17 protein-coding genes are annotated in these 20562 nt (G+C 62.0%); 13 read left to right on the forward strand and 4 right to left on the reverse strand.

Annotation, left to right across the window (positions count from 1 at the left end):
• Positions 1 to 11 precede the first annotated feature (11 nt).
• Complete coding sequence (locus ACX2DJ_RS11340) at positions 12 to 992, forward strand: glutathione S-transferase family protein (protein WP_462572744.1); 981 nt, start codon at positions 12 to 14, stop codon at positions 990 to 992.
• Here ACX2DJ_RS11340 and ACX2DJ_RS11345 read toward each other — a convergent pair.
• Positions 989 to 1939, reverse strand: a complete 951-nt coding sequence (locus ACX2DJ_RS11345) for a formylglycine-generating enzyme family protein (RefSeq protein WP_462572746.1) — start codon at positions 1937 to 1939, stop codon at positions 989 to 991. The two genes, ACX2DJ_RS11340 and ACX2DJ_RS11345, sit on opposite strands and share 4 nt — an antisense overlap.
• 207 nt (positions 1940 to 2146) lie before the next feature.
• Between ACX2DJ_RS11345 and ACX2DJ_RS11350 the strand changes: the two genes are divergently transcribed.
• Together ACX2DJ_RS11350 and ACX2DJ_RS11355 are read left to right on the forward strand one after the other, a co-directional pair.
• Positions 2147 to 2392: a hypothetical protein gene (locus ACX2DJ_RS11350; protein WP_462572748.1), complete on the forward strand. Its 246-nt coding sequence runs from the start codon at positions 2147 to 2149 to the stop codon at positions 2390 to 2392.
• A 58-nt stretch (positions 2393 to 2450) separates the two neighbouring features.
• The gene (locus tag ACX2DJ_RS11355) at positions 2451 to 4187 is read left to right on the forward strand and encodes an arylsulfatase (protein ID WP_462572749.1); all 1737 of its coding nucleotides are present in this window, start codon (positions 2451 to 2453) and stop codon (positions 4185 to 4187) included.
• Here ACX2DJ_RS11355 and ACX2DJ_RS11360 read toward each other — a convergent pair.
• Positions 4181 to 5026, reverse strand: coding sequence for a hypothetical protein (locus ACX2DJ_RS11360; RefSeq protein ID WP_462572750.1), 846 nt, complete (start codon positions 5024 to 5026; stop codon positions 4181 to 4183). The genes ACX2DJ_RS11355 and ACX2DJ_RS11360 overlap by 7 nt on opposite strands.
• A 13-nt stretch (positions 5027 to 5039) precedes the next feature.
• Positions 5040 to 6713, reverse strand: coding sequence for a sulfatase (locus tag ACX2DJ_RS11365; protein WP_462572752.1), 1674 nt, complete (start codon positions 6711 to 6713; stop codon positions 5040 to 5042).
• 340 nt (positions 6714 to 7053) lie between these two features.
• On the opposite strand from ACX2DJ_RS11365, the gene ACX2DJ_RS11370 reads away from it, so the two are divergent.
• The 3 genes from ACX2DJ_RS11370 (at position 7054) to ACX2DJ_RS11380 (ending at position 11147) form a co-directional block, all read left to right on the forward strand.
• Positions 7054 to 9624 carry a TonB-dependent receptor gene (locus ACX2DJ_RS11370; protein WP_462572754.1) on the forward strand — a complete coding sequence of 857 codons (2571 nt, stop codon included), beginning with the start codon at positions 7054 to 7056 and terminating at the stop codon, positions 9622 to 9624.
• A gap of 8 nt (positions 9625 to 9632) precedes the next feature.
• Positions 9633 to 10031 (forward strand): hypothetical protein, encoded by a 399-nt coding sequence (locus tag ACX2DJ_RS11375; RefSeq protein WP_462572755.1) that lies wholly within the window; start codon positions 9633 to 9635, stop codon positions 10029 to 10031.
• Positions 10032 to 10112: 81 nt separating this feature from the next.
• Positions 10113 to 11147: an alpha/beta fold hydrolase gene (locus ACX2DJ_RS11380; RefSeq protein WP_462572757.1), complete on the forward strand. Its 1035-nt coding sequence runs from the start codon at positions 10113 to 10115 to the stop codon at positions 11145 to 11147.
• A 30-nt stretch (positions 11148 to 11177) separates the two neighbouring features.
• On the opposite strand, the gene ACX2DJ_RS11385 is transcribed toward ACX2DJ_RS11380, so the two are convergent.
• On the reverse strand, positions 11178 to 12638 hold the full coding sequence (locus tag ACX2DJ_RS11385) for an MFS transporter (protein WP_462572758.1): 1461 nt from the start codon (positions 12636 to 12638) through the stop codon (positions 11178 to 11180).
• A 123-nt stretch (positions 12639 to 12761) separates the two neighbouring features.
• Between ACX2DJ_RS11385 and ACX2DJ_RS11390 the strand changes: the two genes are divergently transcribed.
• The 7 genes from ACX2DJ_RS11390 to fusA all read left to right on the forward strand — a co-directional run bounded on the left by ACX2DJ_RS11390 (position 12762) and on the right by fusA (position 20535).
• Positions 12762 to 13382 carry a TetR/AcrR family transcriptional regulator gene (locus tag ACX2DJ_RS11390; RefSeq protein ID WP_462572760.1) on the forward strand — a complete coding sequence of 207 codons (621 nt, stop codon included), beginning with the start codon at positions 12762 to 12764 and terminating at the stop codon, positions 13380 to 13382.
• Between the two features lie 118 nt (positions 13383 to 13500).
• A complete protein-coding gene (locus ACX2DJ_RS11395) occupies positions 13501 to 15402 on the forward strand; it encodes a flavin-containing monooxygenase (protein ID WP_462572761.1) in 1902 nt (633 codons plus the stop codon).
• A gap of 79 nt (positions 15403 to 15481) precedes the next feature.
• A complete protein-coding gene (locus ACX2DJ_RS11400; RefSeq protein ID WP_462572762.1) occupies positions 15482 to 16129 on the forward strand; it encodes a 2-hydroxychromene-2-carboxylate isomerase in 648 nt (215 codons plus the stop codon).
• 153 nt (positions 16130 to 16282) lie between these two features.
• Entirely contained in the window at positions 16283 to 16555 is a 273-nt protein-coding gene (locus tag ACX2DJ_RS11405) for an EF-hand domain-containing protein (RefSeq protein WP_462572763.1), read from the forward strand.
• An 802-nt stretch (positions 16556 to 17357) separates the two neighbouring features.
• On the forward strand, positions 17358 to 17729 hold the full coding sequence (rpsL, locus tag ACX2DJ_RS11410; RefSeq protein ID WP_007164630.1) for a 30S ribosomal protein S12: 372 nt from the start codon (positions 17358 to 17360) through the stop codon (positions 17727 to 17729).
• 178 nt (positions 17730 to 17907) lie between these two features.
• On the forward strand, positions 17908 to 18378 hold the full coding sequence (gene rpsG / locus ACX2DJ_RS11415) for a 30S ribosomal protein S7 (RefSeq protein WP_462572764.1): 471 nt from the start codon (positions 17908 to 17910) through the stop codon (positions 18376 to 18378).
• 63 nt (positions 18379 to 18441) lie between these two features.
• Complete coding sequence (fusA, locus tag ACX2DJ_RS11420; protein ID WP_462572765.1) at positions 18442 to 20535, forward strand: elongation factor G; 2094 nt, start codon at positions 18442 to 18444, stop codon at positions 20533 to 20535.
• Positions 20536 to 20562 lie beyond the last annotated feature (27 nt).

A 20562-nucleotide genomic window follows, 5' to 3' on the forward strand; every position in this document is an offset into this window, starting at 1 on the left:
GGAAAGGCGCTGTGTACAAACTCCACGGCGCTTTGGCGTCACCCTATTCGATGAAGATGCGGGCGGTCCTGCGTTATCGCCGAATCCCGCATGTCTGGTCGCAAGGCCCGGCGACGCGCGCGGCGCAGGCGCATGTGAAGGCGCCGGTCATCCCGGTGCTGGAGTATCCCGAAGGGCATTTCGCCAATGACAGCACGCCGCTGATCCACGATCTCGAAGCAAGGCACCTCGAACGCTCGATTATCCCCGAGGATCCGGCGCAGGCGTTCATCGCGCAGCTGATCGAGGATTTTGCCGATGAATGGCTGACCAAGGCGATGTTCGGCTATCGCTGGCTTGAGGCAATGGATCAGGACCAGATGGGCCATTGGCTCGCTTTCGATTTGTATCAGGGGGGCGGCCTGGAGCAGATCAACGCCTTCGCCAGCGCCTTCCGCGACCGGCAGGTCGGGCGCATGGCGCTGGTCGGCTGCACGCGTGAAAATTTCCCGCTGATCGAGGCCTCGACCCGCCGAGTGCTGGCTGCGCTGGAAGCGCATGTGACGACGCGCCACTGGTTGTTCGGCACCCGCCCTTCGCTGGCGGAGTTCGGGATTTACGGACAGCTTTCTCAGCTTGGCGTCGACCCGACCGCGCAGGCGATGATGCGCCGCGACTATCCTTACACCTATCGCTGGCTCGCTCATGTTGACGATGCTTCGGGCGTGGAAGGCGATTGGGCGCCTGGATGGGCTCCTGTGGTCGAGGCACTGGTCAGCGAAGCGGGCCGCATCTATGTGCCGTTTTTGTTCGCCAACGAAGCCGCTGTTGCTGGGGGGCAGAGCAGCTTCCGAATTACAGTCGATGGCTTGCCCTACGAACAGGGTACCTTCCGCTATCAGGTGAAGTGCCTCGATGCCTTGCGCCGCAGCCATGCCGAATTGCCCCCGGCCGCGCGCGAGGAGGTCGATGCGCTGCTGACGCGCCATGATTTGCTCACGCTCTTCGCCTAGCGCGGCGCAGGCCGTTCGTTGTCCACGAGGCGAAACCCGATGTGATCGGTGCCGAGATCGCGCTCCTGGAACTGTCGTGCGGCAGGGCGGTAGCGTGCGCAATAGTTGGCTGCACACAGGAATGATCCGCCTTTGATCACATTGACCGGCTGGCCGGCGCGGGCCTCATTGGTGGTCCATTCCCAGACATTGCCGATCATATCGTGCAGGCCGAATGCATTGGCTGGAAAGCAGCCCACCGGTGCGCGCGCGGTGAAGCCGTCTTCGCCCGTATCGCGGGCGGGGAAGACGCCCTGATAGTAGTTGGCGGTCGGCTTGCCCAAGGCATCCTTTGGTTCAGGCAAAACGTCAGCACCGGCGCGCGCGGCGAACTCCCACTGCTCCTCGCTAGGCAGACTCAGGCCCGCCCATTGGGCATAGGCGAGCGCATCATTATAGGTGACCTGCACCACCGGATCGGTGTCGCGCCCGCGGATCGTAGTGTGCGGGCCAGAGGGGTGGCGCCATTGTGCACCCGGCACCCAATTCCACCAGTTGCGGTTGTCCGGCGTGGGCACCCGGAACACGGCGGAGCCGGGCTCAAGCATCTCGGGCGGCGCGCCGGCAAGCGGCGGCGGATCGCGCTCGGCCTCGGTGCGGTAGCCGGTCGCGGCAACGAATGCGGCAAACTGGGCATTGGTAACTTCGGTCCGGCTCATCCAGAACCCATCGACTTCCACCTCGCGCGGCGGACCTTCTTCGGGGTAATAGGCATCCGCACCCATGGTGAAACGGCCCCCGGCGATCCAGACCATACCGGGCTCGGCCAACCCCTCGCAGGCTGCGGCAGCAAGCGGAGTAGAGTCCTGACCATCGCTCTCTCCACAGGCGGAGACGGCGAGCAGAACGGGAAGAAATAGTCGCTTCACAACTGTCTTTCTGACGAGGTGCCGGGAATCTGCATCCATTGACACACATTGCAATGGTAATATACTACATTAACAAGTCGGTGAAGAGGGGTTTGCATGAAAGCGGGTCAATTGCTTCTGGCGGGGCTTGTCGCTTTGATAGCGCTATTCATGGGCTTGAACGCAATGCTCTGGCTGACCGCACCGGAGCGCGCGGCGCGGGCGCTAGAAATGCCCCTGCTGACAGGCGGTGGCTTGAGCAGTCAGATGGACATCGGTGCCCTGTTTCTGGGCGCTGCCAGCTTCGCCGCGCTGGGGCTGATCACCCGTGATCGGCCGTGGTTCGTTGCGGCGGCAGTGCTGATCCTCGGCGCAGCGGCATACCGCACCAATGCTTATCTGTTTCACGGTGCTTCATTCCTCGCCCATTTTGTCGCGATCGAGATCGTGATGGGCAGCGTGCTTCTTGTGGCCAGCCGCATCCTCGGACGCGCACCCGCCAGGGTTGGGTAAGGCTGTGACATCGCTGCGTGCCTGGCTGTTATTGCCTCTATTTGCGGTCGCCTCCCTGGTGGGCGCGAACAGCCCTGCCAACCCGGCTGGCAAGCCGCCCAACGTTGTCGTCATCCTCGCCGACGACGTGGCGCTGATGGACTTCGGTGCCTATGGGGGCGAGGCGCACACCCCCAATATCGACGCTCTGGCCGGACGCGGGGCGCTCTTTACCCAGTACCGCGCTTCGCCTTTGTGTTCACCTTCGCGCGCGATGCTGTTGACGGGGATGGACGCGCACCTCACCGGCATTGCCACCATTCCCGAAGTCCTGCCCAGAGAGCAGCGCGGCATGCCCGGCTACACAATGGCACTCGAGCCGGGGGTGCTGACGCTGGCCGACCGCTTGCGGGCACAGGGCTATCGCACCGTCATGGCGGGCAAGTGGCACATGGGCGAGGCGCCGGACGAGATGCCGCAGGCGCACGGCTTCGACCGCAGCTTTGCGCTCGCTGCATCCGGCGCGGACAATTGGGACGACCGGTCCTACATGCCCTATTACAAGGACGCGCCGTGGTTCGAGGATGGGGTCGAGACCAACCTGCCGGAGGATTTCTATTCTTCGCGCTTTATCGTCGATACGGCGATCAAATATCTGGAAGAGACCGATCCCGCCAAGCCGTTCTTCGCCTATCTGCCGTTTCAGGCGGTCCACATCCCGGTGCAGGCGCCGCAGGAATTCATCGACCGCTACAAGGGCCGCTATGACGCCGGCTGGGAGGTGCTGCGCAAGGAGCGGCATGAACGGGCGCAGGCGCTCGGTCTGATCCCGCAAGGCGCGCCGCTCGCCGCCCTGCCGCCCGATTTTCGTCCGTGGGCCAGTCTCTCGGACGAAGACCGCGCGCTCTATGCCGCGCGCATGGAGGTGAACGCAGCGATGCTGGAGGCGATGGACTTCCACATCGGACGGCTGATCGTACACCTCAAAACCATCGGAGAATACGACAACACGATCTTCATCGTCTCGTCGGACAATGGCCCGGAGCCTTCACGCGGCGACGATAGCGCAAACCTCAGCCTGTTCCACTGGCTGACCGGTTATGACATCGGGCTTGAGACCATGGGCGGTCCTGGGCACTGGGGCTTCATCGGGCCTGAATGGGCTGCAGCGGCCGCCACTCCCGGTGCGTGGTACAAGTTCTACGCGACCGAGGGCGGGATCAGGGTGCCGCTGATCATGGCGGGCCCCGGCATCGAGCCGCAACGCATCGACAGCCCGGCGATGGTGACCGATATCGCTCCGACCGTGCTCGAATGGTTGGAGGTCGATCCCGGAGCCAGCGCAGGCAAGCCGATGACCGGGCGCAGCCTGTTGCCGGTGCTCGCAGGCGAGGCCGAGAGCGCCTATGGCGCTGACGAAGCCCGCGCGATCGAGGTTTCGGGCAATTCAGCGCTCTATCTGGGCGACCACAAGATCACCCGCAGCGTGCCCCCGGTCGGCGATGGCCAGTGGAGGCTCTATAACATTGTGCGCGACCCGGGTGAGACGACCGATCTCAGCGCGCGCGAGCGAGCGGTCAAGGCGAAGCTGCTGGCAGCCTATGATGCTTACACCGAGCGGGTCGGCGCGCTGGCCATGCCGGAAGGGTATGATTCGATCGCCGAGGTCAACCGCAACATCGGGGCGCGGCTGTTGACCAACTACCCCTGGCTTTACGCCGTGCTTGGAGTTGTCCTGCTGGTGTTGGCGCTGATAATCAGGTTGGTGGTGCGAAGGGTCGTTGTGCTGGTGCGCCGGCGCAGGGCCGCTCAATAGGCGCGGGTGGCGACCACACGGGTGCGTTTGAGCCCCTCGTCCCGGTCGCCGAGTGCGCGGCGGTAGAATGGGAATTGTTCCATCGCGAAAATCGCGGTCGGATCGGGATAGATCATCGCGGCGAGATCGTCCCAGGGCTCCTGCCATTGCGGCTCTTGCGGTTCGGCCAGCACCGAAGTGATCTGGCCGGCAAACAGGAACTGGCCGCCAACAGCGTGAACGGCTCGCATGGCCTCGCGGCCATAGCGATGATACGCCGCGCGCCCATTCGCAGCGTCGCCTTTGGCGATGGCAGGATATTCGAGAAAGTTCATCATGGCCAAAGTCATGTCCGAAGGCAGCGCCTGCGCGTTGGCGATGGCTTCAATGGTGGGCAGCACATCGCGCCGCCCCTCGATATGGTCGAGTGCGCTCGGCAATGGCGCGGCAGGCCTGCGGGTGAGACCAAGCAAATGGCGCAGCCGCAGTACGCCAAGCGCAATTGCCGGGACCGGTGTAAGGGCGAGTTCCACCACATACAGGTCCGAAACCCCCGGCTGCGCCTTCAGTTCTGCCACATCCAAGCCGCCGGGCGGGAAGATCAGGTATTGGGTCCAATAGGGCTCGCCACCACCGATCAGCGTGAACAGCGCCGAGCCTCGCCACAGCGCCTTGTCGGCGATACGGTTGTCGGCGATCAGACGCGCGCCGGGTTGGTCCTGCCGGACGGCGGCCAGGATGACGGTGCGATAGCGGTAGATGCGGCGCGATGGCTGGCGCAGACCGATGACCCCGACCACGACGATGGCGAGCACGATAATCCCGCCAACCACAGCCATTCCGGAGAGCACGATGTTCATTCCGGTCACTCCCTCAATTGGGCCAGAGGATGTATTCATCCTCCTTGGCCACCGCCTGATCGATGGTCTTGTCGATCACGATCGGGCTGATCAGGCTGTGCGGCCACAGCGAGGGAACTGCATTGGCGTGATGCGTAGCGAGCAGCGCCTTTAGCTCGGCCACCTTCTTGGGCTGCTTGGCCGCAAGGTTATTGCGCTCCCCCGGATCAGCGGCGAGATTGAACAGCCACAGCTTGTTCTGGTAGCCATCCACCTGCAGCTTCCAGTCGCCCGCGCGCACCACCCGGTAGTTGCCCGATTGCCAAAAGATCGCATTGTCCTTGCGCTGCAAGGGTCCGGTGCCGAAGGCGGCGGGCATGAAGTCGACCCCGTCGATCACACGGTCGCTGGGGAGGGCCACACCGGCGGCTGAGGCGAGGCTGGGGAACAGGTCGATATGCGCCACCGGTGTATCGACCACCGTGCCCGCCGCGATGCGCTGCGGCCACTTGACGAACATTGGCACGCGGATGCCGCCTTCGAACAGGGTGATCTTCCAGCCCCGGAACGGCGCATTGACCTCGGGGATGCCGATATAACCGGGCGCGCCATTGTCGCTGCTCAGGATTACGATGGTGTTGTCCGCCAGCCCTTCGGCCTCAAGCTTGTCCATTACCCGCCCAATGCTGCGATCCACCGCGCGGATCATCGCGGCATAGACACGCTCGTGATGCGTCCCGAATTCGCCGACCGCGTCGAAATCCGCCTTGGTGGCCTGCAGCGGCGTGTGCGGCGCCCAGTGCGCAAGGTGGAGGAAGAACGGACGGTGGCGATTGGCCTCGATTACCCGCAGCGTTTCGTCGGTCCACCAATCGGTGAGATAGCCGCCCGGTGTGAACGGCTCACCGCCATTGTAGGATGCGGCAAAGCTCATCGCGGCCCACAGGAACTTGTCGATGGGATCGAATTCGAGCCGAGCGTTGACGACGTTCGGGTCATCCTCAGGCAGGTACAGCCCGCTGTGCATCAGCAGGCTCTCGTCGAAACCTTGGGCATTGGGCAGGAATTGCGGGCTGTTGCCGAGATGCCATTTGCCGATATGGACGGTGTGATAATCGCGCTGCTTGAGCAGCTCGGCAATGGTGATTTCCGATTGCGGCAGGCCCTTGTTGCGAAACGGCAGGTCTTCATCATTGACCGCGGGATTGACTTCAAGCGGGGGTAGGTGTGGTTGCTCGCGGCCTGCGGCGAAGGCGGCGATCACATTGGTCATGCCATCGGGCGTCGGGGTGAATTCGAACCCGGTGCGCGTCGGGTAGCGCCCGGTCATCAGCATCGCGCGGGACGGCGCGCAGGTGCCGGTGCCGGAATAGGCCTGCGAGAAGATCGCACCTTGTGCTGCCAGCCGATCGATATTGGGGGTGGGCACCTTGCCACCACCAATGCCCCCGCCGAAGGTGGTGATGTCGTTATAGCCGAGGTCATCGAGCAGGATAAAGACGATGTTGGGCGGCCGGTCGGCGAGCGGCGTGCTCGCCTCGGCGGGGCCCTTGCTCCACGGAACGGTCTGGGTCGGGTCGGCCTCGATCCGGTTCGCCTCGGCACGGTTCAGCGCGATCATCTGAATAATCGTCGCGCGGTTGAACCACCCGAGCGCTCCGATCAGCAACACAGCGACAAGCCCGACGATCCCGATCTTCTTCAGCATTCGCATCCCACTCCCTGCCGCGTTCCGGTCTCCGGCATACCAGTGCAGCCGGTCTTACCGCCGCTTGCAAACCCGTTTGCGCAATGGTTAATGGGTTCGATTAGAAAAGGCAATGCACCGCTACAAAGCGGGTGCTCCGGACCTTTGCCCCCTGCCTGCAACTCACCCCTTGCAGGCCACAAAATAATGTATACCATTAATGCAATCAATCATCCGGCACATTGAATGTCGGCTGTAGACTTGGGAGGGAATAGTGCTGCAATCTCGCCGGGGGGATCAACCCGTCACATTTTGTTCGAAGTTGGCACTTGGTGCCGCATTTCCGGCCCTCCTGATCGGCATGGGCACGCCGCTCCTTGCGCAGGAACAGGCCGATCCTGACCAGCCGGACGTGTCGACCCCGCGGGTCCCCGTCATTGTCGTGACCGCGACCAAGCGCGAGCAGACCCTCCAGGAAACCCCGGTCGCCGTCTCGGTGGTCGGTGCCGAGGAAATCGAGCAGGCCGAAATTCAGGACCTCGCTGATCTCCAGACACTGGTGCCCTCGCTGGCGGTGCGGCAGGGGCAGACTTCGGGCAATACCACCTTCTTCATTCGCGGCTTTGGCAACGGCCAGAACGCGATCGGGCTTGAGCCTTCGGTCGGTGTCTTCATCGACGGGGTCTACCGTTCACGCTCGGCAGCGGCGATCTCGGACCTGCCCAACCTTGAACGGGTCGAGGTGCTGCGTGGGCCGCAGTCGACGCTGTTCGGCAAGAACGCTTCAGCCGGGATCATTTCGGTGACCACCCGCAAGCCGCAATTCGAACTTTCCGGAGCGGTCGAAGCCAGCATCGGCAATTACGATCTGCGCCGCTTCGATGCCTATGTCACCGGGCCGCTGACCGAGAATCTCGCTGCCTCGCTTTCGGGCAATTACAACCGCCGCGATGGCTTTTTCGAGGATCTGGGCACGGGCGCCGATTACAACCAGCGCGACCGTTGGGGCGTGCGCGGGGATATCTTGTGGGAGCCGACGCTCGATGTCTCGTTCCGCCTGATCGGCGATTATGACAAGATCAACGAGGTCTGCTGCGGCGTCACCAACCTCGTCGAGGGTCCGACCGGCGCCAATATCCGCGCGCTGGGCGGACAGTTCGTCTCGGAAGATCCGTACTCTTACGAGGTGTTCTATGACGTTGCGCCAGCCAACGAGATCGAGAACGCAGGCTTATCGCTGCAGGGTGATGTCGATCTGGGCTTTGCCGCGCTGACCAGCATCACCGCCTATCGCAGCAACACCAATTCATCCGATTTCGATGCCGACGTCACTGATCTTTCGCTGTTCGGCACGGTAAATCAAAGCAGCGAGATCGAAACTTTCACGCAGGAAATCCGGCTGCAGTCGGTGGGCGCGAGCAATCTGATCGATTGGACCGTCGGCGGCTATTACTTTGATGAGACGCTGGATGTGAACAACCAGATTCTCAATGGCGCGGATTATCGCCGCTATCTCGACTCGCTGATCGGCAACCCGCAGGTTCTGGTCAATCTTCAGAACCTTGTCACCCAGTCCACCGGGACCCCATCGCCCACGCTAGGCGGCGAGGGTCAGGGGATCACCGATACCGGGCATCAGGACAACACGGCGTGGTCGATCTTCGCTTCGGCTGATATCAACATCACCGACCGGCTGACCGCCACATTCGGCATAAGCTACACCGACGACCACAAGGAAGTGAGCCTGAACGCGGTCAGCACCGAGGCGCTGGCCAGCCTCAATCTCGAACAGCTGGGCTATGCAGCGACCCTTGGGCAGCTGCTGACAGGCAGGGGCGTCAATCCTACCAACCCCGCACAGGTCGGCATGTTCATCCAGACCAACCCGCAGCTCTACGCCCAGCTCCAGCAACAGGCGCTGACGGTGGCGCAAGGGCCCACCAATCCATTCAACGCGGTGCGTGCCTTGCAGCCATTTCCGCCCTTTCTCGGCTTTCCCAACGCGGTCGAGGACGGGATCAGCAACGACAACAGCACCGATTTTACCGCGCGGCTGGCCTATGACGTGACCGACAACATCAATGTCTACGTCTCCTATGCGACTGGCTTCAAGGCGACCTCGTGGAACCTGTCGCGCCAGAGCCGTCCGTTCCCGGAGGATTATACCGCCGGCAATCCCGTGTTCGACCGGTTCACGCAGCGCCCGGTGTTTTCGACCCCCTCATCGCCGATCACCGATGCCGGGCTCAACCTTGTGAACCTGTCATCGGGCACTCGTTTTGCTGGTCCTGAGGATTCTGAGGTTTATGAGCTTGGGATCAAGGCGGCCTTCGACACGCTGAGCTTCAACCTCACCGTGTTTGAGCAGACTATTCAGAATTTCCAGACCAACGTCTTCACCGAAGACGGATTCGTGCTTGCCAATGCGGCCGAGCAGTCGACCTTCGGGGTCGAGTTCGACTTCACCTGGAGCCCGTATCTGGGGCTGGTCCTGTCCGGCGGCGCGACCTTCCTCGATCCGGTCTATGACAGCTTCCCCAATTTCGGAGACGGGATCGATATCTCCGGACAAAAGCCGCAGGGCATCGCCGAAACCCAGTTCAGCCTGGCAGCCGCTTACGGGTTCACGATCGGCGATCTCGACGCTTTCGTGCGGGCCGACTGGCAGCATATTGGCGATTCGCCCTTCTTCGACAATCCCGCAGAGCAGGCGATCATCGATGCGACCGATTACACGCGCGAACAGAACCTGATCAACGCCGCGCTCGGCATCCGCACGCAGAGCGGGCTTGGCATCAGCCTGTGGGCGCGCAACCTGTTCGATGACCAATATCTTGTGTTTGCATCGCCAACGGTGTTGCAGGCCGGCTCGTTCAGCGGCGCACCGGGCCAGCCGCGCACCTTCGGGGCGACCCTGCGCAAGACGTTCTGAGCCGGGTGGTGACAAGGTTTCTTAGATACCTCGTCCAGCTGCCGCCCGTGCTGCTGGCGCTGATCTTCGGCGCACAGGGCATCGTGTGGCTCGTCAATCCTGTGCGGGCCGCCAAGTTCGGCGGGTTTGGTGTGCCGGAAGGCGGGCTGGGGCTCAGCACGATGATCGGGGTGATGGCAGGTTGGTCGCTCACGATTGCCGTCTTTCTGTTGCTGGGCGTGATCCGCAAGGAACGCGTGTGGTATTATCCGCCGATGCTGATCTTCGGGGTGCTCGCGTTCGGACGGATCATGGCCACCGCGCTCCACGGCGCACCGCTCTTGCCAGAACGGATCGTGCCCGAGCTGGTGTTCGTCGGGCTATTGCTTTTCGCCGCACGCTCGGCCGGAGTGCCGCGAGAGGCTTGATTGCGGCATTGATTGGCCATAGAAGCCCAGCGTAATGCAATGCATTAATATAGTCTGCTCAAGGGCGCGGGAGATTTCTGGATGATGATGAAGTTGCTGATCGGGCTGGGTATCGTGGCGATTCCTGCGATTGCCGGGATCTGGTGGATGACCCGCGAGGGCGCGCTGGTCACGCCGCAAGGGTCAGGCACGGTGGTCACCGCTTCGGGCACGTTCGAGGGCTTTGCCCTGCCCGACTATGCCCATGAGGTGCTGCCCGCAGGCTACAAGAGCTATCTCATCGAGGTTGAGCCGGGCATCAAGATCCACATACTCGAAGCGGGATCGGGCACCCCGGTCTATCTTCAGCACGGCAACCCCACCAACGGCCTGCTTTATCGCAAGATCTGGCAGGAATTGCCGACCGACCGGATGCGGTTGATCATGCCGACCATGGTTGGGCTGGGCTTCTCCACCAAGGTTCCGGCGAGCCAGCACACGCTTGAAAACCACATCCGCTGGATGAATGCGGCGCTGCGCCAGCTTGATCTGGGCGGGACGGTCTATGTTGGTCAGGACTGGGGCGGCGCGGTCGGGCTTGGCGCTATGAGGCGCTCGCCAGAACTGCTCAAGGGTATGGTCGTTCTCAACACGGGCTGGACCGCCCCCAAGGAGAAGTTCGAGCTTTCGCGCCCCCATGCGATCGCCGCGACCCCGATTGTGGGCGAAATCCTGCTCGAAAATGTCGTCTCGGTGTTCGACCGGATCCATGAAGCGCAGGGCGATCCGTCATCAATCCCGCCAGAAGTCGCCGCGCTCTATTCCCGCCCGGTGCGCGACAGCGGCAATATCAAGGGCCCACTGGCGCTGATGCGGATGGTCCCCACCGGTCCCGACCACCCGAGCTCGCCAGCGATGGCAGAGGTTGAGGCCTATGCCAAATCGCTCAAGGTGCCGACCGAGATCGTGTGGGGGATGCGCGACCCGATCCTCTCGCGCATTCTGCCGGTGATGACGGAAATGTTCCCCGAGGCCCGCGTGACCGAAACCCAGGCCGGCCACTTCCTTCAGGAAGAGGTGCCAAGCGAGATTGCAGAAGCCATCGAACGCGTGGTCGCGGCGGTTGAGGCGGAGTAACCGGCGGGGGCCAACCGGCTTGGGGGAGCGTCAGCGGCCCAGCTGGCGCAGGTTCTCCTCGTGGGTGGCCTCGTCAATCTGATATTGCGCGATCAGCGCAATCATTGTCAGCCACAGCGCCAGTACCAGCGGCACATACAGCGTGCCCATCCACCACAGGGTGTCAGCGCTGACCTCCTCCACCCCGGCCCCGGTCGGCAGAGCGGCCAGCGTCAGCACCGCGCTTGCCGCCATCACACCGATCCCCCGCACCGATTTGTCGATGAAGGTCTCGGCCGCATTGAACACGCCTTCGGAGCGCCGCCCTGTCCGCAACTCGCTGTCCTCGACCAGGTCGGCCAGCATCGCTGCGAACAGGATCTGGAAACAAATGATGAGGCCGACATCGATGATCTGCGCCACCAAGACGAACCAGAACACGAAAGGATCGTCATTGGGCGGCAACAGTCCGACGAGCCGCAACACAATCGGCAAGGGCGCGCCGAGGAAGGCGACGAGCCCCACGATGATCGCCCCGCGCTTCTTGCCGATGCGCCGTGAGACAATCGGGGCAAGCACAAAGCCGATCAGCGCGGCAACGAAGGTTCCAAGGAACAGCATGCCGGTCTCGATCTCGCTGAAGCCCCAGAAATAGGTGAAGAAATAAAGCGACATGCCCGAGCTTAGCCCCGCCGCGATGCCGAACAGCATGGCGCCTGCGAAGAGTGCCAGAAACGAGCGATTCGACAGCGTTTCGAACAATTCGCCGAAAATCAGACTGAGGGTGAAGCGGCGCTTGGGCGGCGCGGGGCTGAGGTAGGGAATGCGAGAGTGAGTCCCAACCGATCCGATCAGGATCGACAGCAGGATCACCACCGCCGCCGCGATGCCATAGGTGACGTAGGCTTCCGGGTTGAAGCGGCCATCGGCAATCGCCTCGGTCGAGGAGCGCGGGAACAGGATAAAGAACATCCACACCGCAATGGCATTGCCCCCCGTCCATCCGAGGAAATAGCGCAGGCTGATCAGCTTGGTACGCTCGCCGTAATCGGGGGTCAAATCGGGGGTCAGCGCGGCCGAAGGGGTGCGGTAAAACGTGATCGCGGTCCGCACCGTGACGGCCAGCACCAGCAGATACCAGAACAGCACCGTCTGGCTCGCGCCTTCGGGCGGCGACCACAGCAGGAAGAAGCCGACCGCTACCGGGATAGCTGAAGCATACATCATCGGGTGGCGTCGGCCCCAGCGCGAGCGGAAATTGTCCGACCAATAGCCGACAATCGGATCGCTGATTGCATCGCAAACGAGCGCAATCAGAATCGCCAGCCCCACCAGTCGCGCATCAAGCCCGACCACCTGGCTGTAATAGATGAGCAGGAAAAACTCGAAACCGCCCGTCGTCACGCCCGGCGCGACCGCGCCGAAACCAAACGCCAGCTTCGTCCAGCGCCCCAGCGGCTTCGAAGCTGCCACAGGCTTTACGGCAACAGCGCCGTGATCAGCTTCATTCACAGGCGCTCTCCCAAGGACGCTCCACGCCTTTGCCTTATCATTGCCCTCCGCTTGCTATCTCCTTGGGAGCAATGATAAGACACGACATTGCCATTCTAATGCTTGGCATTATTAGCGGGTGTTATGGAAGTATCAAGTCGTCAGGACACCAAGGCCGAATTGCTGCGATCGGCCGAGCGGCTGATCGCCGAAAAGGGGATCGGCTCGGTCTCGGTGAAGATGATCACGACCGATGCTGGCGCGCGCAATCCCAGCGCGGTGCATTACCATTTCGGCAGCATCGAGGGCCTGATCAGGGAAGTCTTTGCCCAGCGCTATCGCGCGATCGAAGCTGAGCGGGTTGTTCGGTTTCAGAATATCGACGAAAGTGATCCGGATCGCCGTTTGGTGGCGCTTATCGAGGCGGCAATCGGCCCCTTCATGGAGGCATGCCTAGAAGAAAGCGGCCGGATGTATGTCAGCTTTGCCCTGCAGTTCGCCACCGACCCGCGTTTTGACTTTTCGCAGTCGACAGTGGAGGCTGGCATGCAAAGCCTCGTATGGCTGCGCGATGAACTGGTCTCATCCCTGCCGAACGTGCCGCTCGAAAAGCTGGCGTCGCGGATGCGACACAGCTTTATGATCTCGCTGGTTCAAGCGGCCGATTATGCCGGTAAGGTCGAGGCCGGAACCGCGCCGCCGCTTGAAGATGCAGTCAAGGAGGCGGCCACCTGCATTGCAGCCTATCTTGGGGCATCGGCTTAGGCGCAGGTGATCACCCTGCCCGCTTGACTTTATAATGTGATACATTAATTCTCTGGGCGTCGCAGTATCGGCGCTGCGGCGGCGCTTTGGCGCGCCGGAATTCGCGACTGGACCCTGCATGGGTCGGCGAGAAGCCCGGCGCGAGGACCAGATCAGACATGAGGCAAACACGATGACGACGGTGCTCGACAAGGCTGACATCAAGGCGAAATACGCCGCCGAGCGCGCAAAGCGCCTCCGCCCTGATGGGAACGATCAGTATCAGAGGCTCTCGGGCAAGTTCGCCGCGCTCGCCGCCGATCCCTACACGCCGTATACCGAGCGCGAGCCGGTGGCCGATCATGTCACGTTCGCCTTTGTTGGTGCAGGCATGTCGGGGCTCGTGGTCGGCGCGCGGCTCAAGGAAGCAGGGATCGACAGTTTTCGCCTGATCGACAAGGCCGGCGGCGTGGGCGGCACCTGGTACTGGAACCGCTATCCCGGCGCACGCTGCGACACAGCGGCGATGATCTACCTGCCGCTGCTCGAAGAGACCGGCTATCGCCCAAGCGAGAAGTATGTGCGCGGGCCCGAAATCCTCGCGCATTGCGAACGGATCGCCCAGCATTACGACCTCTATGACAAGGCACTGTTCCACACCGAGGTGTCGAGCATGGCATGGCAGGAGGCCTCACGCCTCTGGCGGATCACCACCAATCGGGGCGATAACTTCACCGCCAAATATGTCGCGATCGGCACTGGGCCGCTGCACGTGGCGAAGCTGCCGGGCATTCCGGGGATCGAGACCTTCAAGGGCAAATCGTTCCACACCAGCCGCTGGGATTACGACTATACCGGCGGCGATGCGCTAGGCGCGCCCATGGACAGGCTCGCCGACAAGCGGGTCGCCATCATCGGCACCGGGGCAACCGGCGTGCAATGCATCCCGCAGGTCGCCAAGACCGCCAAGCAGCTCTACGTGTTCCAGCGCACGCCGTCCTCGGTCGATGTGCGGAACAACCATCCGATCGATCCCGAATGGTTCGCCAGCATTGCCCAGCCCGGCTGGCAGAAGCGCTGGATGGATAACTTCGTCGAGAACATGGGCGGCGGCCTCCCGGCAGAAGACCTGATCGACGACGGCTGGACCGCAATCTCGCGCCGAATCCGTGAAAAGGCACTGGACGGCACGCCGCTTTGGCTCGCCCGGCTGGTGGCGCGGCTTCGCAAGGTCTTCAACACCGCGCCCGGCCAGCAAAGCACCGCGCGCGTGCGCGCCGCCTTCGAGGACGCGGATATCGAGAAGATGGAGCAAATCCGGGCCCGGGTAGAAACCGTGGTCCACAATCCGGAAACCGCCGAGCACCTGAAGCCGTGGTATTCGCAGCTCTGCAAGCGTCCGTGCTTCAGCGATGAATACCTGCCCACTTACAATGCTGCCAACACCACTTTGGTTGATACTGATGGCAAGGGAGTCGAACAGATCACCGAGACCGGCCTGATAGTGGGCGGCAAACTCTACGAGGTCGATTGCATCGTTTATGCCTCGGGCTTCGAGTATGGGGCCAATTTCCAGCTCAAGACCGGCTTCGACCTCAAGGGGCGCGACGGACAGATGCTGTCGGACTATTGGGCGGATGGATTGCAGACGCTGCATGGCCTCCACATGCATGGCTTCCCCAACACCTTTGCGGTGCAAATGAACCAGGGGGCCAACATGGTTTCCAATATTCCGCATAACATCGTCGATCACGCCGCGACGATCGCGCAGGTGGTCGCCCATGCCGAGCAAGGGGGCTATGCCGAGATCGAGCCGACGCAGCAGGCGGTGTCGGATTGGGTGAGGCTGATCATGACAACGCCGCCTTCCATGATCACCTCGTCGGATTGCACGCCCGGCTTCTGGAACAACGAGGGCCAGGGCTGGAACGAAAAATTTCGCCGGTCACAAGGTCACCCCGGCGGTGCCGAAGGCTTCTTCCGGCACATCGAGGCCTGGCGCCGGTCGGGTGACTTCAAGGGCCTTGTTTTCAGCGCCTAGCCGCCAGCGGCGCACAGGGGTTTGCGGCGCGTGTGCTTCCCGATCGGGCATTGCGCGGACAGGATAGGGGACAGCTATCATGAGTGAAATTGTTGACGTGTTCTGGTCATTCCGCAGCCCCTATTCGCGGCTGGTGACGGCGGACCTGCTGCAGCTGCGCGAGGACTATGATGTCGATGTGCAGCTGCGCGTCGTCCTGCCGCTCGCGGTCCGCAATCCGCAGGCGCTGTTCGATTCCGCCAACCGCAAGCCGCCGCTCTACATTATGATGGATAGCGTCCGTCGGGGCGAAATGCTGGGACGGCCGATTGTCTTCCCAACAGACCCCGACCCGATCGTGCAGGATTTCCGCACGATGGAGGTCGCCAAGGAGCAGCCCTATATTTACCGCCTGTCCAAGCTGGGGGTGGAGGCCAATCGCCGGGGCCGGGGCGTGGAAATGGCTGACCGGGTCGCCGCGCTGATCTTCGGCGGAACCAGGGGATGGGATAAAGGTGACCTCCTCAAGGATGCGGTGGCAGATGCCGGGCTTGATCTGGCTGAGCTTGATGCCGCAATTGCCGACGGCGATCACCTGGAAGAGATCGAGGGCAATCAGGAAGCGCTCGATGCCGCCGGCCACTGGGGCGTGCCGACCATGGTGTTTCGGGGCGAACCCTTTTTCGGCCAGGACCGGATCGACACCCTGTGCTGGCGGCTCGACCGCGCGGGACTCGCCGAGAGCTAGGCTTTGCGCGGCACCCGCGCAGCGCCAAACCTACGACTGTATGGCCTCGGTTAATGTTGTACATTATACCAGGCAAGTGAGGCGGCTGGTCGCGGTATTGCGATTCTCTGGCCGCTCTCACGCCTGACCCATGACCTCGCTGGAGATTGTCCCATGAAGACCCTTGCACAGATTGCTGCATTCGCCGCTACCAAGATGATTTTCGCCCCCGCCGCTCACGCCGACGCCTACCAGGACCGGCTGACCGAACTGCGGACCAAGTTCAGGGCCTCCGACAAGAACAAGGACGGCAAGCTGACCCAGCAGGAAGCCCGCAATGGCGGCATGACCCGCATCGCTTCCAATTTCGGCCGCATCGATACCGACAAGGATGGCTATGTCACGCTGGCGCAACTTGAGGCTCAACTGGCCGCGCGATTCAAGTAGGCTGGTCAGCGCGGAGCGTGCCGCTCTGGTGAGTCGGCGCGCTCCACACCTTCGGCCAGTACGGACCGAGCTAACGGCTAGATCGCGCCCAGCGAACGCGCCTTCGATACAGGCACGCATTCTAGCGGAAGTGCCTTTGCCGTCACTGCGGTAGAGTGGCGATGAACAAGTGAGGGCAAGATCGGTTGACGCCTACAACAGCAGACATCACAACAGCACGGCCCTTTTGACTGCTTTCAGGGTGCGGATATGTCTGCCGGGATGACCTAAACTGGGGCGCAATGCAGCCGACCTACCCCCACCCACACCCTTGACCTTTCCAACATTCCAACATAAAGGCGCGCCAACCGAGCGGGGCTTTCGAGTCCCTATCGGGCAATAGAGCTGAACATTGCCGGTTTAGTCCCGGGGGCCTGGTGCGCTTGCGCCGAGGCTCTTTTCTATTGGACTCACCTATGTGGATTCCCGCTTTCGCGGGAATGACGAAAGTGGGTTTGGGGGCAGCCGTCAAAGTAACCCGGTGGCCGAAGGGCCGGTTTGGGTGGAGCGTTTCAGCCTGGTAGCCAGATGTCGCCTTGCGGCGGCGTTATCGTCTCGCTGGATCCCGGATCAAGTCCGGGATGACGGATGCGGGCAGGGCACCAGGCAAACCTCCCTCCACATCGCCCATGTGCCGCCAGCCCGTGTCGGGCAGGATCGAGCCCCTTCATGCAAAAGTGGGCACCGGTTTTGCCTGAGAAGGGGCGAGCCCAAGGCTGCACTACCGCAGCCTTGGAATACGAAGGTGAAGAGAAAGAAGTCTATGCCGACGATCAACCAGCTGGTCCGCAAGGGCCGCACCCCGCAGAAGGCCAAGAGCAAGGTCCCTGCGATGGAGCAGAACCCGCAGAAGCGCGGCGTTTGCACCCGCGTCTATACCACGACGCCGAAGAAGCCGAACTCCGCCCTGCGCAAGGTTGCCAAGGTGCGCCTGACCAACCAGCGCGAAGTCATCAGCTATATCCCGGGCGAAGGCCACAACCTGCAGGAACACAGCGTTGTGCTGATCCGCGGCGGGCGTGTGCGCGACCTTCCCGGCGTGCGCTATCACGTGCTGCGCGGCGTGCTCGACACGCAGGGTGTGAAGGACCGCAAGCAGAGCCGTTCGAAATACGGCGCCAAGCGGCCGAAGTGATCCATCCGGGGGATGGGTCATCCTGAAAAGCTCGCCACAAGCGAGCGCAGTTCAGGATCCATGGATCCCCCTGGTGCTGAGTTCGCAAGTTATTTGAAAGGTCTGCCCCAAGGTTCGAAATGGACCCTGAAACAAGTTCAGGGTGACGAACCGGGCAAGTCCGACAGGAGAATATCCGATGTCACGTCGTCGTCGTCCCGAAAAGCGGGAAATCCTGCCTGATCCCAAGTTTGGTGATCAGGTGCTGTCGAAGTTCATGAACAACCTCATGCTGGATGGTAAGAAGTCCATTGCAGAGCGCATCGTCTATGGCGCGCTCGACACGGTCGAAACCAAGGCCAAGGCCGATCCGGTGCAGCTGTTCCACGAAGCGCTGAACAATGTGAAGCCGCAGGTTGAAGTGCGCAGCCGCCGTGTGGGCGGTGCCACCTATCAGGTGCCGGTCGAGGTCCGCCCCGAGCGTGCCCAGGCGCTGGCGATCCGCTGGCTGATCACCGCCGCGCGCGGCCGGCCCGAAACCACCATGAGCGCGCGCCTTTCGGGCGAGCTGATGGATGCGGCCAACAACCGCGGCAATGCCGTCAAGAAGCGCGAAGATACGCACCGCATGGCAGACGCCAACCGCGCCTTCTCGCATTACCGCTGGTAACAGGAATTTCTCCGCTCACCCTGAGCCTGTCGAAGGGAAGCGGAGGCAAGCAAGGAACCCAACATGGCACGCGAATATCCGCTGGAGCGGTACCGCAATATCGGCATCATGGCCCACATCGATGCCGGCAAGACCACGACTACCGAACGTATCCTCTACTACACCGGCAAGTCCTACAAGATCGGCGAAGTGCACGATGGCGCGGCGACGATGGACTGGATGGAGCAGGAGCAGGAGCGCGGGATCACCATTACCTCTGCCGCGACGACGACCTTCTGGTCGGCCGAGGATGGCCAGGGGCCCAAGCACCGCATCAACATCATCGACACGCCCGGCCACGTTGACTTCACCATCGAGGTCGAACGTTCGCTGCGCGTGCTCGACGGAGCTGTGGCGGTGTTCGACGGGGTGGCCGGCGTCGAGCCGCAGTCCGAAACCGTGTGGCGCCAGGCCGACAAGTATAAAGTACCCAGAATGTGCTTTATCAATAAATTGGACCGTACCGGTGCTGACTTCTATTACTGCGTGCAGTCGATCATCGACCGCCTCGGCGCGAACCCGCTGGTGCTTTACCTCCCGATCGGTGTGGAAAGCGACCTTCAGGGCGTGGTCGATCTCGTCAACAATCGCGGCATCGTGTGGGAAAATGAAAATCTGGGTGCGACATTCAACTATGTCGATATCCCCGCTGATCTTGCCGACAAGGCTGCCGAATATCGCGAAAAGCTGATCGAGACTGTCGTCGAGCAGGACGATGACGTGATGGAAGCATATCTTGAAGGCGAATTGCCTGATGCGGCAACGCTGAAGCGGCTGATCCGCAAGGGCACCATGGCGCAGGCTTTCGTGCCGGTGCTATGCGGTTCGGCGTTCAAGAACAAGGGCGTGCAGCCGCTGCTTGATGCAGTGGTCGATTACATGCCGAGCCCGCTTGACGTTCCGGCGATCAAGGGCGTGCTGCCTGACAGCGACGAAGAAGCGGAACGCCCGTCGAGCGACGATGCACCCTTCAGCGCGCTGGCGTTCAAGATCATGAACGACCCGTTCGTTGGTTCGCTCACCTTCACCCGCATCTATTCAGGCAAGCTCACCAAGGGGCAGGTTCTGAACTCCGTCAAGGACAAGAAGGAAAAGATCGGCCGCATGCTGCTGATGCACTCGAATAATCGCGAGGACATCGAAGAAGCATTCGCCGGTGACATTGTTGCGCTGGCGGGCATGAAGGACACCACCACCGGCGATACGCTGTGCGATCCAGCCAAGCCGATCATTCTCGAGCGGATGGAGTTCCCCGAACCGGTTATCGAGCTGTCGGTTGAGCCCAAGACCAAGGCCGACCAGGAAAAGATGGGCGTCGCGCTCAATCGCCTGGCTGCCGAAGATCCAAGCTTCCGTGTTTCAACCGACCACGAAAGTGGCCAGACGATCATCAAGGGCATGGGCGAGCTTCACCTCGACATCCTGGTTGATCGCATGAAACGCGAATTCAAGGTGGAAGCGAACGTGGGCGCGCCGCAGGTGGCCTATCGCGAATCGCTCGCTCGCGAAGTCGAAGTTGACTACACCCACAAGAAGCAGTCGGGCGGCTCGGGCCAGTTCGGCCGCGTCAAGGTCCGGGTTACGCCCGGTGAGCGTGGGCAGGGCGTGATCTTCCAGGACGAGATCAAGGGCGGCAACATTCCGAAGGAATATATCCCTGCGATTGAAAAGGGTTTCCGCGAACAGGCCGAAAGCGGCCACCTCGTCGGCTTCCCGATCATCGACTTCTCCATCACGCTGTTCGATGGTGCGTATCACGACGTCGACTCGAGCGCGATCGCGTTCGAAATCGCCGGTCGCGGTGCCATGCGCGAAGTCGCCAGCAAGTCGGGGATCAAGCTGCTCGAACCGATCATGAAGGTAGAAGTCGTCACGCCAGAGGATTACCTTGGCGATGTGATCGGCGATCTCAACAGCCGCCGTGGCCAGATCCAGGGAACCGATACCCGTGGCAATGCCCAGGCAGTTGATGCCTTCGTGCCGCTGGCCAACATGTTTGGCTACGTCAACGAGCTGCGATCGTTTACCCAGGGCCGTGCCCAGTACACGATGCAGTTCAGCCACTATGACGAAGTGCCGGCGAATGTCGCGCAGGAAGTCAAGGAGAAGCTTGCCTAAGCGAGCGACACGGTCTAGGGGCGGCGC

It is taken from the genome of Altererythrobacter chaiwopuensis (assembly GCF_054957755.1).

Bases quoted from the DNA above. Each gene is read 5' to 3' on its own strand.
- fusA (WP_462572765.1), top strand. From the start codon at position 18,442: ATGGCACGCGAATATCCGCTGGAGCGGTACCGCAATATCGGCATCATG.
- ACX2DJ_RS11395 (WP_462572761.1), top strand. From the start codon at position 13,501: ATGGGTCGGCGAGAAGCCCGGCGCGAGGACCAGATCAGACATGAGGCA.
- rpsL (WP_007164630.1), top strand. From the start codon at position 17,358: ATGCCGACGATCAACCAGCTGGTCCGCAAGGGCCGCACCCCGCAGAAG.
- ACX2DJ_RS11400 (WP_462572762.1), top strand. From the start codon at position 15,482: ATGAGTGAAATTGTTGACGTGTTCTGGTCATTCCGCAGCCCCTATTCG.
- ACX2DJ_RS11370 (WP_462572754.1), top strand. From the start codon at position 7,054: ATGGGCACGCCGCTCCTTGCGCAGGAACAGGCCGATCCTGACCAGCCG.
- ACX2DJ_RS11365 (WP_462572752.1), bottom strand. From the start codon at position 6,713: ATGCTGAAGAAGATCGGGATCGTCGGGCTTGTCGCTGTGTTGCTGATC.
- rpsG (WP_462572764.1), top strand. From the start codon at position 17,908: ATGTCACGTCGTCGTCGTCCCGAAAAGCGGGAAATCCTGCCTGATCCC.
- ACX2DJ_RS11360 (WP_462572750.1), bottom strand. From the start codon at position 5,026: ATGAACATCGTGCTCTCCGGAATGGCTGTGGTTGGCGGGATTATCGTG.
- ACX2DJ_RS11345 (WP_462572746.1), bottom strand. From the start codon at position 1,939: ATGGATGCAGATTCCCGGCACCTCGTCAGAAAGACAGTTGTGAAGCGA.
- ACX2DJ_RS11380 (WP_462572757.1), top strand. From the start codon at position 10,113: ATGATGATGAAGTTGCTGATCGGGCTGGGTATCGTGGCGATTCCTGCG.
- ACX2DJ_RS11390 (WP_462572760.1), top strand. From the start codon at position 12,762: ATGGAAGTATCAAGTCGTCAGGACACCAAGGCCGAATTGCTGCGATCG.
- ACX2DJ_RS11350 (WP_462572748.1), top strand. From the start codon at position 2,147: ATGGACATCGGTGCCCTGTTTCTGGGCGCTGCCAGCTTCGCCGCGCTG.
- ACX2DJ_RS11405 (WP_462572763.1), top strand. From the start codon at position 16,283: ATGAAGACCCTTGCACAGATTGCTGCATTCGCCGCTACCAAGATGATT.